A 17,205-nucleotide genomic window follows, 5' to 3' on the forward strand; every position below is an offset into this window, starting at 1 on the left:
AAATCGCCCTGGCAGCGTTGTGCTCTCTTTGCCGCACTAGCGTGCCGCCTGCGTCGGCAGGGTTGACAAGTCCGTTGCTGGGACGGTTTTGCGTGAGTCCTATTTTGTGCACGTATCTTGTACGTGTCTTGCAACATTCATGCCACTGATATTGAGCAACTATGCGATTACTATGCGATTACTATTTTCGAACCAAGCGGCAGGAATGGTGTGAGGTCCGATACTATAGGCATCTGGCTATGGCGATATACGTATAAGTTGATAGTTGATTTCAGTATGTCAATATAACGTGTCTTACTTGATGAGCATCGCTTTTGCAATCTGGCTGACCTGATCGCGGAGCCATTTGTGCTCCGTTGCCTGATGCACGCGTTCATGCCAGAGTTGATAAAATCGCATCGGCGGAAACTTGATGGGCAGCGTAAAGCTTTTTAGCGCCAGTGTCTTTTCGTAAAATTGTGCGAACTGTCGACCCGTGGTGAGCACCAGATCCGTTTGTGCCGCCATGTAAGGAAGCATGCCAAAGTAGGCTGACTCGACCACCACGTTGCGCCGCATATTTTGGCGATCCAGAAACGAATCAATGATGCCATGGTAACCGGGCAGCACTTGCCACGGTGCGAGGTGCGGCAGGCTCAGATAATCTTCGACGGTCATCGCGTCGGGCGCGGTGCGTTTGGCGTACGCACTATCGGCGCGCATCAGGCAAACGATCGGGTCGTCAAACAATTTAGACAAATGCAAGTGTTGAGGCGGTTCGTCCCAGTTGGCAATGACCAGATCAAGGTCGCCATCGGACAGTTGACGCACATAATCGGTTTCTGGTCCTAGCGCATGTATTACCACGCGGCTTTTGGGTGACTCGCGACGCATGCGCGCAACCAGTTCCAAAAAGAAAGGCGTATTCATGTAATCGGGCGCAGCAATATGAAACGTCCGTGCTTCAGCCTGGGGCATAAAGGGTGTTTTATGGACGAATAAACGTTCTGTATCGTCCAAAATCCGTTTGGCTGGCTTAAGCAGACTTTCACCATGTTGGGTCGGTACCATGCCGCGCGCACCGCGCACCAAAAGGGGATCTCCGGTCAGCTCGCGCAATTTACGTAACGAGGCAGAAATCGACGGCTGAGGTTGATTTAGCTTCAGAGCGACGCGCGATACATTCTTTTCGCACAGTAAAAGGTACAGTATGCGGATCAAATGAATGTCGAGATGATCGGGTAATTTGGACATGATGGTTGTCTCTTAGTGAAATGGGCGCGGGAAATCTGCTATACCGCCCCGGAATGGTCGGGGTGTCTCAACGTTTTGTCGGGCAAAATCGCGGCGCGACATTAGCCACGCGTTGCGTTGCGGGAGGGAACTTAGGTAGACTCTCTGGTCAATTATCAATAACTTTTATGTGATTTTTATATATCAATAGTCATATGTCAAATATACTCGAATTTCAATATTTTTAAAGCCAAACGCGCTTATCTTCCATGAATCTTTGTTTTTTCTTTTTTTGAATTGTGTTTGGGTAGCCCTTAAAGCTACAAACCTTGCATTAAAAGTAAGTGCTGCCGGAAAGCGCTACATGGATTGACCGGCGCAGTGGTGGTTTAAACGCTCAATCGGTGTGAAACACTGAAAACGTCAGCGAATGGTCAGGCAATAGATCATGCAGTTATAAAGTGTGACTTTTTAAGTGATAGTGGTCGTAGCGGAGCTGTAAATTGTAGACTTTTTTGAAGTTCTCAAAGAAGTCTTTCAAGTTCGCGACTTTGTTTTGAGGGGGTGGCCCTCTCTCGTCTGCAGTGCCCGCAGTGGCGGACGAGTGTAAATCGTGAGGAAGACATGGATTCAATGTTAGTGTCGTATGGCGTCGAATGGCTCAATTTGCTGGTACGCTGGCTTCACCTGATTGTGGGGATTGCCTGGATTGGTGCATCGTTTTATTTCGTCTGGCTGGACAATTCTATCCGTCCGCCAAAACCCGGTTCCGACCTCGCCAATAAAGGCGTTTCTGGCGAGCTGTGGGCGGTGCATGGCGGCGGCTTCTACAACCCGCAAAAATATCTGGTAGCCCCTGCGGAATTGCCCGCAGAGTTACATTGGTTTAAATGGGAGGCTTACGCGACCTGGTTGAGCGGCTTCGCGATGCTCTTCATTGTTTATTATTTCAACGCCTCGGCGATGATGATTAATAAAGACGTTGCCGATCTGAGTACCTGGCAGGCGATCGGTGTGGGCCTTGGCACATTAGTAATCGGCTGGACTGTCTACGACTTGCTGTGTCGTTCGCCCCTAGGCAAACGTGACGGCCTGTTGGGTCTGGTCATGTATCTGTTTATCGTCGCTGCGGCGTACGTATTAAGTCATTTGCTTAGCGGTCGTGCTGCGTATATTCACGTCGGTGCGATGATCGGCACCATGATGGTAGGTAATGTGTTGATGGTCATTATTCCGGGACAGCGCAAACTGGTGGAAGCCATGCGAATCGGTCAATCGCCGGATCCAAAGTATGGCAAACAAGCCAAACAACGTAGCGTACACAATAACTACTTCACGTTGCCAGTGCTGTTCATCATGATCAGCAATCATTACGCAATGACCTATAGTCACGCGTATAACTGGTTAGTGCTGGCAGCGATTATTGCCGCCGGCGCGTTGATTCGTCACTTTTTTAATCTGCGTCACGCAGGGCGTGTTTCGTGGGGTTTTCCGGCGGCTGGTGTGGCAATTCTAGTCGTGGTAGCGATTGTTATTGCGCCACGTCCGATCCCAGCTCCGGTAGCATCTGTAACGCAAGCGGCCACTGGATCAGTGAACGCCACGGCAGCAAACGAGCCGGTCGCCGACATGGCCCACGTGCAGGCGATTATTACCCAGCGTTGTGTAGAGTGTCATGCCGCGCAGCCGACGCAGCCGGGCTTCGCTACCGCACCCGCCGGAGTCATGCTGCAAACGCCTGAGTTAATACGTCAACATGCGGACAAAATCTACCAGCAAGCAGTGCAGCTAAAAGCCATGCCGCTTGGGAATATGACGAATATCACCGATGCCGAGCGGGCGGTGATTGGGGCATGGTATCAAGCTGGGGCGAAATAATCGGCGTTGCATGGCTTGAGTGGCGCTCGTCAGTGGTGCGCAAACAGGCGCTGATTCAAAGCTGTATTAATGTGGTCAACAGCCAGTGGAGTGGTAATAAGTGCCCGAAAACAAGGGCCTGAATAGTTGGCTGCACTTTTTACCGGATTATCACAGGATCAACTGCAAGTGGTACACAGCAGGCGCATAGCGACGGTGACTTCGCTGGCTTCCTGCTGTCCGCTACCATCATTGCGGCTGGATTTTGTGCCGGGTTAAACACTTTACTGAAAGTTACTATGACATCAATCACTATTGACGGTTTCACCCTCACCGCCGCCCAAGTCGTGAGCGTAGCGCGTGCGCCGCATCTTACAGTCACGTTGGCGCAATCGTCCCGTGACGCGTTAAAAGAAAGCCGCGATTTTATCGAAGCGACATGGATGCATGATGATGCGCCGATGATGTACAGCTTCAACACTGGTGTTGGTTTGCTAAAAGACACCCGCATTAAGGTCGAACATATTGCATTGTTTCAGACTCAGTTGATCAAGGCCCATTGCGCCGGGATCGGCGAGCCATTTTCAGAAGAAGTCAGCCGCGCTACGATGCTGCTGCGCGCCAATGCTTTTGCAAGTAATTATTCGGCCCCTCGGGTAGAGGTGGTGGACCGTCTGCTGGCGTTTTTGAACGCGGGGATTCATCCGATCATGCCGCAAAAAGGATCGGTCGGTGCTTCCGGTGATCTCGCTCCCCTGTCGTATCTGGCGGCAGCGATTGCTGGTTTCGATGAAGCGGAAGTGATGTATCAGGGCGAACGCATGCGTGCCCCGCAAGCGATTACCGCAGCGGGCATCGCTCCAATAAAATTTGATTTGCAGGCAAAGGACGCGTCGGCGCTAATCAATGGCTGCACGGCATCGCTGGCATTGGCAGTATTGGTCGCGCACGACGCCCGTCATTTGCTGACCGATGCGTGTCTGTCATTAGGCCTGACATTGGAGGCAATGCGCGCCGAAATGGCCGCGTTCGATCCCCGTATCCAGCAAGCACGTCCGCACGCGGGTCAGATCAAAACCGCCGCTGTCGTTCGCAAGTTGCTTAAGGGATCCACCCGCACTACGCATGAAGCCCGCGCAGTGCAGTTTCCCGAAGAGTCGCGCCGTACCGATATTCCGTACTCAGCACGGATTCAGGATGTGTATTCACTGCGTTGTGCGCCGCAAGTCTATGGACCGGTATTCGATGCGCTCGATTACATCGATACCATCGTCGATAAAGAAATCAATTCGGCGACCGACAATCCATTGATCTTCGGTAAGGATGGCGGTGGCTTTGAGATTATTTCCGGCGGCAACTTCCACGGTCAATACTTGGCGCAGGCGATGGATTTGATGGCGATGATCATGACCGATCTGGGCAGTATTTGCGAGCGTCGGGTCGCGCGCCTGATTGATCCGACCTTGTCCTGGGGTTTGCCACGCAATCTGATGAGCGGCGTACGCGGCGTTAATACCGGTTATCCGGTGGTGCAATGTTCGTTAAGCTCTCTGGTAATGGAAAACCGTACGCTGTGCATGCCGGGAAGTGTCGATAGCATTCCGGCCAAGGGCAATAGTGAAGACCACGTATCCAACTCGACCTGGTGCGCGCGCAAGGCCGCGACGGTGGTCGCCAATACGCAATATATTATTGGCGTCGAAATGTTATTGGCGGCGCAGGCCTTGACCATGACCGAAGACCTGTTGCCCGACTTTGTGCTGGGTCAGGGAACGCAAGCTGCCTATGCCGAAATCCGCCGCCAGATTCCAGCCTGTCTGGAGGGTGACCGCTGGTTTCATGACGATATTTTGATGGCGCAATCGTTTGTCGTTAGCGGATCGGTGCGCAATGCGGTGGTGAAGGAAATTGGCGAGTTCGTCTAACGATCATTGATCGCATAAAAAAACGCGCAACGTGCTCAACGTTGCGCGTTTTTTGTATTGAGCGCTGGGGCAGAAGTAAAAATACCAAGCGAGGCCAGCGGGCCAGAATTGGTATTCAAATATTTTGGGAAGCCTCTGCAGGTTTCTAGCCTGCAGGCGGCAGGCGTATCAAGATAGCGCTTAAAACGGATGGGTAGCGCGCCAATGATCGGCGATGTCAATCCGACGCGCAATCCAGACACGTTCGTGTGCTTGCACATAGTCCAGAAATCGCGCCAAAGCCGCGGCCCGGCCCGGGCGTCCTACCATGCGGCAGTGCAATCCTATTGACAACATTTTTGGCTGATTTAAGCCGTGCGGATCGCCTTCCTGATATAGCACGTCGAACGCATCTTTCAGATAATCGAAAAACTGCGTGCCAGAGTTAAATCCCTGTGCCGCAGCGAAACGCATGTCATTGGTGTCCAGCGTATAAGGAATGATGAGCTGCGGCTTGCTGCCAGGTTGACCGTCAGGACTGCTGATGGACACTTCTTCCCAGAAGGGAAGATCGTCGCCATAGTTGTCTGCATCATAACTAAAACCACCATGTTCCAGGACCAGCCTACGGGTATTGGGGGAGTCGCGACCGGTGTACCAGCCTAGTGGTGCGGTACCGGTTAAATCCTTGATAATCGCAACGGCTTCAGCGATATGCGCGCGTTCGGTAGTCTCATCCATGTTTTGGTAGCTGATCCAGCGCAAGCCGTGACAGGCGATTTCGTGACCTAATTCCTGAAAAGCAGCGGTGGCTTCCAGATTGCGCTGTAGCGCACGGGCCACGCCAAATACCGTCAGAGGTAACTTGCGCTCCTCAAACAGCCGCAGCAAACGCCACAAACCGGCGCGGGACCCGTATTCATATAACGACTCCATACTCATGTGGCGCGCCGCGAAACTTTGGGCACCTATCATTTCTGACAGGAAGGTTTCGGAGCCAGCGTCACCGTCGAGTACGCAGTTTTCGCTGCCTTCTTCGTAATTCAGTACAAATTGCAGGGTAACGCGTGCGTCACCGGGCCATTGCGGATGCGGAGGAGTGCGGCCGTATCCGACCAGATCACGAGGATAATTGTTAGGGATATTCATAGCGTTATTTTCGCAAAATTTATTTTTGGATTGGCTTGGAATAAGCTGTGTAAATAAGTTGGGTGGTCAGCTGGACAGATAAGCTGTATGAATTTTGTGGCGCACTTGGGCAGGGTCCGCGATGGCAACTTCTCCTAGGGCTGGTCCTCCATGAAGGATTTTCTACTGAAGTGAAGTATGGTGCCTGATCACATGATTAATATATCCAGAATAGTATAGCGACCTGCATCCTGCGGTATATCATTTACGTGGAATTTACTTTCATCGCTGGATCTGAGGAAAAAGAATAATGGGTAAGTTAAGTACGCACGTCCTCGACATCACGCAGGGCAAGCCGGGCGCTGGGGTGCAGATTGCGCTGTATGCGGTGCATGCCGCCGGTAAAACATTACTAAAAAATGTCGTAACCAACGCCGATGGTCGTTGCGATGCGCCATTGTTGCAGGGCGATGAAATGGTGGCGGGTGAATATGAGCTGATTTTTTCTGCGGGCGACTATTTCGCAGCGCAAGGGGTGGATGTGCCAACTCCGCGGTTTGTAGATCGCGTGACGCTGGCGTTCGGGATTGCCGAGCCTGATCAAAATTATCATGTGCCGTTGGTTGTATCCCCCTGGGCTTACTCCACCTATCGCGGCAGCTAGGGTTCGGACTTACGTAAACGCGCCCCAGCTGCGTTGTGCTTTCCTTGCCGCACTAGCGTGCTGTCTGCGTCGGCACGCCTTGCTGGGGCGTGTTTGCGTAAGTCCTTTGAATGTTATGGACTTACGTAAACGCGCCCCAGCTGCGTTGTGCTTTCCTTGCCGCACTAGCGTGCTGTCTGCGTTGGCACGCCTTGCTGGGGCGTGTTTGCGTAAGTCCTTTGGATATTTAATAATTTAAAAGAAATCGGAGAGATTGCACCTTTCCATCTTTACACCGTTACATTATCAAAGAAACCGGAAAGCGTAACGCAGGCGATCTCGGACCGCCGCGCCCGGCATAATTTACGAATATCCAACACATTGACAATTCAATCCCTTCCTGCGAGAGCTTGTGTTAAACTTCGTCTAATATCTTTGGACAAATAGTTTGGCCGTTCTCGAAATGGTCCACTACTCCGATAGAAAAGAGTAAACTGACGGCAGACGCGTGGTTATTTCGTTCTCCATCAAGTTTTCTGGTCCCGCCCAATTATGTACCTCCTCACGGGCGCCGGACGGCAGTATCAACAAGTTTCTATTTGACAGGTCGCAGACGGCAATCATCGTCTTTGAACCTTCTTTCTGCACATTTATTAATAAAAATTTTAACTAATACGTCGTACATGGATATTGTTGAGGCCAAGAAAGTCCTCGAGACAGCGCTACTTTGTGCCCATGAGCCATTGTCAATTAATGACCTGAAAAAGCTCTATATGGTGCACGACGACGGTGACAGTGAAGTCGATGCAAATACAATCAAACTGATGCTGGAAGAATTGCGCTCAGACTGGTCTGATAAAGGTATTGAGGTGGTTTCCCTTTCAACGGGCTGGCGGTTTCAGAGCCGCCCGGAAATGAAAATGTATCTGGAACGCATGAATCCAGAAAAGCCCCCGAAATATTCTCGCGCGGCCCTTGAAACTCTGGCTATTATTGCCTATCGTCAGCCTGTGACCCGCGGTGATATAGAAGAAATTCGTGGCGTCACAGTTAACTCGCAAACGATCAAAATGCTTGAGGAGCGGGGCTGGATAGAACCTATCGGTTACCGCGACGTACCGGGTCGACCAGGTTTGTTTGCCACGACTAAGCAGTTTTTAGATGATCTCAGTCTGACCTCGCTGGATCAGCTACCACCTTTGCAGCAAGTTGCGAAAAATGACATGCAAGAAGGTACGCTATTAGAGCTTCAGGCGCTCGAAGCGGATCTTGAGGCAAATATAGCGGCTAATGCGTTATCCCATGCGCCAGCTAACGCTACAGAGAACGCAGCGGCGGACAGCGGTGCATTTGAGAATGGCAAAATGTTTTTAAAAAGCGTGATTGATCCGGCTCAGCACGTAGCTATCAATAATGTGGAAGATCAAAACGACAAAGTCACACTTCAGGGCAACAGTACTGACCTTATGCAGGATGATATCAGTGACGGCGAGCAAAGCACGATGCCAGCAAACGCCGACCATCTTAACGTAGCGACTTGTACCGAGATTGCAGTAGTAACAGAAATACGAGAAATACCAGAAGCAACTCCTGAGCTTGCAGTAGCGACGGGCGACATGGATGACATGTCAGGCCAGCCCGCGCACACACAGCGGGCTGAATTATCAGTTGCACCCAATGAAGTTTTTACCAACGACCCAACGCCTGAGTCAGCTGATGATGTCAAGCCCGGTCGGCACAACTACGATCTGAATAATGAATCCACCTAGTTCCAATGATGCGCCGAAAATCGACGCTACTGCTAACACCCCTGAGTCTACGCCGGCTAAAAAGCCGAGAGCGCGGAAGGTCGCGCCAGTTGAGGCTCCGGCGGCGGTACCGGCAAGCGTCAAAGCTCCTCGCGCTGCCAAATTGCCTACTGTGAAGACGCCAGTTGTGAAGGCGGCGGTTGCCAAGGTGCCGGTTGTGAAGGTACCCGTTGTAAGGGCGCCCACTGTAAAAGCGCCAATTGCTAAAGTATCCCCTGCGGAGTCGCCGGTTGCGAAGCCGGTAGCCGCAAAAGCCCCGGCTGCAAAAGATGATGTTGAGAGTGCGCCGGTCAAACGTGCGCCCCGCAAAAAACCGGCGCCTAAAGAGCTGGTGATAGAAGTTGCTCCTGAAGCCGCTCCTATTCCTGCAAAACGGCCGCGCAAGCCAGCGGTTAAGAAAATTTTGACTATTGAGGCTATCGCGCCCGCACCTGTATTAAGTGCGCCAGTAGCGAGCGATATACCGGTGTTTGTGCCGGTTGCTGCGCCTTTGGATGTCAATCATTCAGACAAACCCGCACGCCGCGGCGTGCGAGGTCCGCGTGCGTTGCGTAGTAATCGTGCAGCACGCGCTCAAGAGTTGGCCGCGCAAGCGCCAGCGGTTCCCTACGTTCGGGGGGCTGCCGAAGCTACGGATGCAGATGCGTCTGCGCCGAACGGTAACCGCGACGTGCAAACGGTTTCTGCGAATACGCCGCGTACTGAGCGCAGTGTGGAGTCGGGTAGTGAGCGTGGTGAGCGTGGCCCGCGCGCCGGTGGGCGCAGCGAAGGCCGTACGCCAGGGCGCGATGGCCGAAATGGTAACAGTCTTACAAGTACCAATTCGCGTGATCGTCAGCAAGCTAAAAAGCCGCACAATCAAACCGGTCGTCCGGGACAAAAGGGACCGCAAGGCGCTCCTAAGGTCGCGGATGCTGATGAAGTATTTTCGTTCGTCACTTCCGAAGACTTTGATGATTTGGTGTCTGAAGACGATTCCGCCGAACGTGCGGGTCGCAATGCGCCGGTAAAAAATGTGCGTCGTGACCTGACCGCAGAAGACGATGCACCAAAATTGCACAAGGTCCTCGCAGAGGTTGGTTTAGGTTCGCGCCGCGATATGGAGGAATTGATTATTGCCGGTCGCGTCTCGGTCAATGGTGAGCCTGCGCATATCGGGCAGCGTATTTTACCGACTGATCAAGTGCGTATTAACGGCAAGTTGCTGCAACGTAAAGTATCCAAGCGCCCGCCACGTGTGCTGGTTTATCACAAGCCATCCGGTGAAATCGTCAGCCATAATGACCCTGATGGTCGTCCATCGGTATTTGATCGTTTGCCAAACATGAAGGCCGCCAAGTGGCTGGCAGTTGGTCGACTGGACTTTAATACCGAAGGATTACTGCTTTTTACAACGTCTGGCGATTTAGCCAATAAACTGATGCACCCACGCTACAACATTGATCGTGAGTACGCAGTACGTACCCTCGGCGAATTAGAGCAGGGCATGCGTCAAAAGTTGCTGGCTGGCGTCGAACTGGACGACGGTACTGCGCAATTTTCTAAAATTGCGGATGGCGGTGGTGAGGGAATTAATAAGTGGTATCGCGTCACGATCGGCGAAGGTCGGAACCGCGAAGTACGTCGAATGTTCGAGGCGATCGGTTTAACTGTTTCGCGCCTGATTCGTACTCGTTATGGCGCCATGACATTGCCGCGCGGACTTAAACGTGGTCGTTGGGAAGAGTTGGACGAGCACGCAGTACGCGCAATGATGGCTGCCAATGGGCTAGAAAAAACAGTGGCACCGGGCGCTGGTGGCAATAAAGGCCGTGATGAAAGCCGGGAGCGTGATCGCGAACCGAACGGTAATCGCGCCAGCAGCAGCTACCCGACCAACCCGCCGCAAGGTTCCGGATTTGGCAGAGGACCAAATCAGGGTCAAGGTCCGGGTCAAGGTTATGGATCAGTGCGCCAGAATCAGCAGCGCGGCCCGTATCAGGGGCAGGGATCAGGTCAGGGAGGGCAGGGTTCAGGCTCGGGCGGACGTCCTCAAGGACAGCGCCCGCGTCAGCCTGACCCGATGCAAACCGCACTGGGTTTCCCCGATGCCGGACGACGTAATAACAATAATCGTCCAGCACGTCAGGGTGGCAGAACGCCAGGTGCGGATCACCAGGGCGGGCTTCCGGGTTCTCCGCGGCGTCGCCCGCGTTAAATGTATGGGAGCCTGGTGAAAGCGATGTAGCGTTAAATACTAAACTATGCTGAGATATGCACAACAGCGCCGGGGCAGGTGAGCGCGGCGTCGCTGTTGATACTAACGGCGACAAACCAGACGATGCCTTGCGGGTTGAAGTGATATCGAGATTGGCGGTTGAAGTTTCGTTTTGACAACGGACCAGGCGTTATAAAAATTTGCGGTAGCAACAAAAGACGGTTTCCACATTGCAGAAATCGTGCTAATCGCTTATAATTTATAAGTTAACAGAAGTCATTGCGCATCGATTGCCATGGAAGTCTGCGCTAAATAACAAGTAATTAGAGGATGGGCTGATGCCCATTTTTTTTTTGCTAAACGTTTGTGCACGTTTTGGCTCGATGGTATGTGTAGCTATTTAATGGAGAGTCGCCTTGCAGTTGCTGGAACTGATTGAAAAGACCGTTGTAGGCATGGACTACGAATTGGTAGAGCTTGAAAAAGCCGCAGGTGGTTTATTGCGAGTTTTCATCGACGTCACCCCCGAAAACGCCGAGCTGGGTGCAATTACGGTCGAAGACTGCGAAAAAGTCACGCATCAATTACTGCACGTTCTGACGGTTGAAAATATTGTCTACGAACGACTGGAAGTGTCATCTCCCGGCTTGGACCGTCCGTTAAAAAAACATACAGACTATCTGCGCTTTACAGGCAAAGAAGTGATTATCAAGCTGTGTTTACCGATGCCGGGTGCTGCGCATCGCAAAACATTTCAGGGCATTCTGCTAGCCCCGGACGGCGATAATCTGAAACTCGAATTTGAAGCAAACGATGGGTCGTCAGCGCTGCTGGAGTTTACGCTCGCTGATGTGGAGAAGGCACGCTTGGTGCCGCAGGTGAATTTTAGGAGTCGCAAAGCATGAGTCGCGAAATTTTATTGTTGGTCGATGCGCTCGCGCATGAAAAAAACGTCGACCGAGACGTGGTGTTCGGCGCGCTCGAGCATGCACTTGGTCAGGCGACTAAAAAACGTTACGAAGGTGACGTTGATATCCGTGTATCCATCGATCGTGAGACTGGCGAATTCGAATCATTCCGTCGTTGGCACGTTGTGCCGGATGCAGCTGGTTTACAGTTGCCCGATCAGGAAATCTTGCTTTTTGAAGCAAAAGAGCAAATCGAAGACGTCGAAGTCGATGACCATATTGAAGAGCCGATTGAGTCGGTTGATTTCGGTCGTCGTTTCGCGCAGGATACCAAGCAAGTTGTTTTGCAACGTATTCGTGACGCTGAGCGCGAACAAATTCTGACCGATTTCCTTGAGCGTGGCGATTCACTGGTCACCGGCACCATCAAGCGTATGGAACGTGGCGATGCGATTGTTGAGTCAGGCAAGATTGAAGCACGTCTGCCACGTGACCAGACTATCCCTAAGGAAAACCTGCGTATCGGTGACCGGGTTCGTGCGTTCATATTGCGCATTGATCGCAATGCGCGTGGCCCACAAGTCATCCTGTCGCGGACTTCGCCTGATTTCATCAAGAAATTGTTTGAACTCGAAGTACCCGAGATTGAGCAAGGTTCGCTTGAAGTCAAGTCGGCCGCACGTGACCCTGGCGTTCGCGCCAAGATCGCGGTATTCACCAGCGACAGCCGGATTGATCCAATTGGCACCTGCGTCGGTATGCGTGGTTCACGCGTGCAAGCCGTCACCGGTGAGCTGGGTGGCGAGCGTGTTGATATCGTGTTGTGGTCCGAAGATCCGGCGCAATTTGTCATTGGCGCACTGGCTCCGGCTAACGTGTCGTCGATCGTGGTTGATGAAGAAAAGCACGCGATGGACGTTGTTGTAGACGCAGAAAATCTGGCAATCGCAATTGGTCGCGGCGGTCAGAACGTACGTCTCGCTGCAGAGTTGACCGGTTGGCAGATCAACATTATGACGGCGGAAGAGTCAGCGGATAAGTCAGCGGTTGAAACCGCAGCAGTCCGTGCACTCTTCATGGAAAAACTGGATGTCGATCAGGAAGTCGCCGACATTCTGGTAGAAGAAGGTTTCGCCAGTCTTGAAGAAATCGCTTACGTACCGATTACCGAAATGCTGGAAATCGAATCGTTTGATGAAGAGACCGTCAATGAGTTGCGTACCCGTGCACGCGATGCGTTGGTGACCGAAGCCATTGCCTCGGAAGAAGGCCTTGAAGGCATGGAAGATGCGTTGGCTAATTTTGATGGCATGGACCGGATTGTGGCTGGAAAATTGGGCTTGGCAGGTATCAAGACCCTGGCTGGCTTCACTGGTCTTGCGTATGACGAATTTGGCGCGATTTTGGCTCTGCCTACCGACCGCGCCCGTCAATTGATTAAAGAAGAATTTAAAGATGTGACCGACGATGAGATGAAACTCATCGATGCCAAGTATGATGATCGTGCCAAGGCCTTACAGGCCAAAGCATGGAATACCGCGGAAGCCAAGTGATCCGCGAGGTTCCAATGTCGTCTACCGCGCCACATAGAAAAGAGGACTGAATGGCGAGTAACAATGTAGCCCAATTTGCCACCGAACTAAAGATGCCTGCAGATTTGTTGTTGACGCAATTGCGTTCAGCAGGTGTCTCTAAAGATTCGACGGATGATTCCCTGTCAAAAGAAGACAAAGATCGTTTGCTGGAACACCTGCGCCGTTCGCACGGCGCAGTGACGGATGGTGAGAAAAAGAAGATCACGCTGACCCGCAAGGAAACTACCGAAATCAAGCAGGCTGATGCGACAGGAAAATCGCGCACCATCCAGGTTGAAGTCCGGAAGAAGCGTACCTTCGTCCAACGCGATGAACCAGTGGCAGAAACGCCTGAAGTTTCAGCTGAGCCTGTAGCGGTAGTTATTGATGAAGCAGAACTCGCGCGTCGTGCAGACGAAGCGCGCCGCCATGCTGAGTTAATGGCCCGACAAGAAGCAGAACTGCGTGAAAAGCAGGAGCATCTGGCAAAACTGGAAGCCGAGAAAGAAGCGCAGGCAAAAGCTGCGCAAAAAGCCGAAAGTGATGCCAAAAAAGTGGAAAGCGAAGCCAAAAAGGCAAAAATCGATGCGAAGAAAGCCGCTGTTGCTGCCGCACCTGTTGCCTCTGCAACCCCTGCTCCAGTGCCAGTGAAAACTGCCGACGATGCTGATATGGAAGAGAAGAAGCGCGTTGCCGCCGATGAAGCCAAGAAAAAAGTAGCAGAAGCTGCTAAAGAAGCTGCGGAAAAATCTGCTGCGACCGAGCGTGCCCGTAAAGCGGTGCAGGACGAAGTTGCGCAGATTAAAGCGATGATGAATGCGCCGCGTCGCGTCATCAAAGCACCGGAGCCAGTTCCACCGCCAGTTGTCGTCAAAGCGGCACCGGCAGGAACATTGCACAAGCCAGCGGACAAAAAACCGGGCGAGAAAAAAGACGACAAGAAAGTTGTCGTTGATAAGAAATCTATCAAGTCAGCTAATGTATCCTCGACCTGGTCCGACGACGCGAAAAAACGCGGCGCTGGCATCAAGACGCGTGGCAATACTGGCGGTGGTCGCGATGGTTGGCGCAGTGGTGGTAAGGGACGTCGTAATTCACATAGTGATGATCACGAAACGAACTTCCAGGTACCGACTGAAGCAGTGGTCAAGGACGTGTATGTTCCTGAAACCATTACCGTAGCTGAACTGGCCCACAAAATGGCAGTGAAAGCATCGGAAGTGATTAAGCATCTGATGAAGCTTGGTCAAATGGTTACCATTAACCAGGTGCTGGACCAGGAAACTTCCATGATTTTGGTGGAAGAAATGGGCCACACGGCGCATGCCGCTAAAGAAGACGATCCAGAAGCATTGCTGGTGGATGGTGAAGAGCAGGCTGATGCCGAACTGGTATCGCGTGCGCCGGTGGTGACAGTCATGGGTCACGTCGACCATGGTAAAACTTCATTGCTGGATTACATCCGTCGCTCTAAAGTGGCGTCTGGCGAAGCGGGCGGAATTACGCAGCATATCGGTGCGTATCACGTTGAAACACCGGGCGGTATGATTACCTTCTTGGACACGCCGGGCCATGAAGCATTTACGGCAATGCGTGCACGTGGTGCTAAAGCAACCGATATCGTCATTTTGGTGGTTGCCGGTGATGATGGCGTGATGCCGCAAACGAAAGAAGCGATTGCGCATGCAAAAGCTGCTGGCGTACCGCTCGTCGTAGCCGTCACCAAGATCGACAAGCCGGGTGCCAACATGGACCGGGTCAAGCAAGAATTGATCGCCGAACAAGTTGTGCCGGAAGAATACGGTGGAGACGCGCCTTTTGTTGGCGTTTCAGCTAAAACCGGCGAAGGTATTGAAGCCTTGCTGGAGCAGGTTCTGCTGCAGGCCGAAGTACTGGAACTGAAAGCACCGATTACCACAGCAGCACGTGGTCTGGTGGTTGAAGCACGACTCGATAAAGGTCGCGGCCCAGTGGCAACTATCCTGGTGCAATCCGGTACATTGAAGCGTGGCGATGTCGTTCTGGCGGGTTCAGCCTATGGACGTGTTCGCGCCATGCTGGATGAAAACGGTAAGGCAATTAACGAAGCCGGTCCTTCGATCCCTGTAGAAATTCAGGGTTTGACTGAAGTGCCGGTTGCGGGTGAAGAAGTGATGGTCATGGTCGATGAACGCAAAGCGCGTGAAATCGGTCTGTTCCGTCAAGGTAAATTCCGCGATGTTAAGTTGGCTAAGCAACAAGCTGCCAAGCTGGAAAACATGTTCGATCAGATGGCCGAAGGCGAAGTCAAAAATCTGCCGATGATCATCAAGACCGACGTGCAAGGTTCGCAAGAAGCTTTGGTGCAGTCGCTGCAAAAACTGTCAACCAGCGAAGTCCGGGTGCAGGTTGTCCACGCTGCTGTGGGTGGAATTACCGAGTCCGACGTCAATCTGGCATTGGCATCGAAAGCAGTCATCATCGGCTTTAACGTCCGTGCTGATGCGCAAGCGCGCAAAATGGCAGAAGCCAATGGCGTTGATCTGCGTTACTACAACATCATTTATGATGCGGTAGACGAGATCAAAGCGGCGATGTCTGGCATGTTGTCACCTGAGAAACGTGAGCAATCACTGGGTCTGGTTGAAATTCGCCAGGTTCTGCTGGTCAGCAAAGTCGGCGCGATCGCGGGTTGTTATGTACTTGAAGGTCTGGTCAAGCGTGGTGCATCGGTACGATTGTTGCGCGACAGCGTGGTCTTGTGGACTGGCGAGCTGGATTCATTGAAGCGCTTCAAAGATGACGTTAAAGAAGTCAAGTTTGGCTTCGAATGCGGTCTGACCCTGAAAAACTTCAACGATATCAAAGAAGGCGATCAACTCGAAATCTTTGAAGTCGAAGAAATCGCACGGACGCTGTAATCGTCTGACGCATTTTAGGCGCGTTGCATTGATGCCTCAGCTCCCTGCACATGTTTAACCGCATGAGCATGCAGGGACGTGAGGGGCGAAAAGCATAATTAGGGAAATCGGGCTTTATGCCCGATTTCCTTTTGGTGTATTCTGGAAGTTAAACAATTTTAAGTAGTCAATTAGTGAGAGTCGGCTAAGTAGAGATATGGCTAAACATAGTAAATCCATCCCAGGACGCGGGTTGCGCGTTGCTGATCAGATTCAGCGCGATCTGTCGGAAATCATCGTATTTGAATTAAAAGATCCACGCGTCGGCATGATTACCATCACTGAAGTGCAGGTGACCGCGGATTATGCACATGCGAAAGTTTTCTTCACGATGCTCAATGATGATCTTGAGGCGATTCGTAATACGGTGGCGGGGTTGACGCAGGCGGCGGGGTTTTTGCGCAATCAGTTAGGGCGGCGGCTAACGATTCATACGTTGCCGGCGTTGCACTTTCATCATGATAATTCTACTGCGCGTGGTGCGCAGATGTCGCAGTTGATTGATTTGGCTAATGCTACGCGGGCTAAGGATGATGGCGAGTAATGTCTTTGGTGTTGATCTGGATCGAGCGTAGGTTATTCGTGCAGAATGGTGGAGGCGGCGTTAACTGAAACGGTTAGTGCTCCGTGGATGCTGATCGGGGGTGGCCCGATAGCCAGTCACTTTTTTTTGCTTGGCTAGGCGCCCCCCCGCAAAATAAAGTAACCAAAAAAAGGCGACCGCAGAGGTGCCGCCCTCCCGTTGGTCGGGTCCCCGATTATTTCGACTATCAGTCGGGTCGAAATACCAACTCGCTAACGCTCAAACATGTATTCCGACAATTCCCGACTGACAGCCGAAATAACCGGCATCACCTATGACGGGGCAGGTCAACCGCAACCGCAACTACCGCAGCCTTGTTAATTGGAGGGTTGATTGTCTTGGCCATTGAGCGCCTGATAGATTAGTACCTTTCTCTCATTTTAGTGGTGGCGGTCCTTGACGTTGCTGTTGCTGTTGCTGTTGCTGTTGCTGTTGCTGTTGCTGTTGCTGTT

At 52.1% G+C, this 17,205-nt stretch carries 11 protein-coding genes; 9 read left to right on the top strand and 2 right to left on the bottom strand.

From position 1 onward, the window contains the following. Positions 1 to 294: 294 nt before the first annotated feature. Entirely contained in the window at positions 295 to 1,233 is a 939-nt protein-coding gene (locus tag HAV38_RS02150; RefSeq protein WP_168051931.1) for a LysR substrate-binding domain-containing protein, read from the bottom strand. A gap of 603 nt (positions 1,234 to 1,836) precedes the next feature. On the opposite strand from HAV38_RS02150, the gene HAV38_RS02155 reads away from it, so the two are divergent. Then, positions 1,837 to 3,090: a urate hydroxylase PuuD gene (locus HAV38_RS02155; RefSeq protein ID WP_168051933.1), complete on the top strand. Its 1,254-nt coding sequence runs from the start codon at positions 1,837 to 1,839 to the stop codon at positions 3,088 to 3,090. 278 nt (positions 3,091 to 3,368) lie between these two features. Further along, complete coding sequence (locus HAV38_RS02160) at positions 3,369 to 4,994, top strand: HAL/PAL/TAL family ammonia-lyase (protein WP_168051935.1); 1,626 nt, start codon at positions 3,369 to 3,371, stop codon at positions 4,992 to 4,994. Between the two features lie 180 nt (positions 4,995 to 5,174). Here HAV38_RS02160 and puuE read toward each other — a convergent pair whose 3' ends face one another. After that, positions 5,175 to 6,122: an allantoinase PuuE gene (puuE, locus tag HAV38_RS02165; RefSeq protein WP_168051937.1), complete on the bottom strand. Its 948-nt coding sequence runs from the start codon at positions 6,120 to 6,122 to the stop codon at positions 5,175 to 5,177. A 289-nt stretch (positions 6,123 to 6,411) separates the two neighbouring features. Between puuE and uraH the strand changes: the two genes are divergently transcribed. The 7 genes from uraH (at position 6,412) to rbfA (ending at position 16,714) form a co-directional block, all read left to right on the top strand. After that, entirely contained in the window at positions 6,412 to 6,765 is a 354-nt protein-coding gene (gene uraH, locus HAV38_RS02170; RefSeq protein ID WP_168051939.1) for a hydroxyisourate hydrolase, read from the top strand. Positions 6,766 to 7,427: 662 nt separating this feature from the next. Continuing rightward, positions 7,428 to 8,513 carry an SMC-Scp complex subunit ScpB gene (scpB, locus tag HAV38_RS21775; RefSeq protein ID WP_245182138.1) on the top strand — a complete coding sequence of 362 codons (1,086 nt, stop codon included), beginning with the start codon at positions 7,428 to 7,430 and terminating at the stop codon, positions 8,511 to 8,513. Next, the gene (gene rluB, locus HAV38_RS02180; RefSeq protein WP_168051941.1) at positions 8,500 to 10,749 is read left to right on the top strand and encodes a 23S rRNA pseudouridine(2605) synthase RluB; all 2,250 of its coding nucleotides are present in this window, start codon (positions 8,500 to 8,502) and stop codon (positions 10,747 to 10,749) included. The genes scpB and rluB overlap by 14 nt, the downstream gene beginning before the upstream one ends. A gap of 416 nt (positions 10,750 to 11,165) precedes the next feature. Next, on the top strand, positions 11,166 to 11,654 hold the full coding sequence (rimP, locus tag HAV38_RS02185; RefSeq protein WP_168051943.1) for a ribosome maturation factor RimP: 489 nt from the start codon (positions 11,166 to 11,168) through the stop codon (positions 11,652 to 11,654). Further along, on the top strand, positions 11,651 to 13,210 hold the full coding sequence (nusA, locus tag HAV38_RS02190) for a transcription termination factor NusA (protein WP_168051945.1): 1,560 nt from the start codon (positions 11,651 to 11,653) through the stop codon (positions 13,208 to 13,210). The genes rimP and nusA overlap by 4 nt, the downstream gene beginning before the upstream one ends. A 50-nt stretch (positions 13,211 to 13,260) precedes the next feature. Continuing rightward, a complete protein-coding gene (gene infB, locus HAV38_RS02195; protein ID WP_168051947.1) occupies positions 13,261 to 16,131 on the top strand; it encodes a translation initiation factor IF-2 in 2,871 nt (956 codons plus the stop codon). Between the two features lie 196 nt (positions 16,132 to 16,327). After that, entirely contained in the window at positions 16,328 to 16,714 is a 387-nt protein-coding gene (rbfA, locus tag HAV38_RS02200; protein WP_168051949.1) for a 30S ribosome-binding factor RbfA, read from the top strand. Positions 16,715 to 17,205 lie beyond the last annotated feature (491 nt).

The organism is Glaciimonas immobilis (assembly GCF_011947285.1).
Taxonomy (GTDB): domain Bacteria; phylum Pseudomonadota; class Gammaproteobacteria; order Burkholderiales; family Burkholderiaceae_D; genus Glaciimonas; species Glaciimonas immobilis.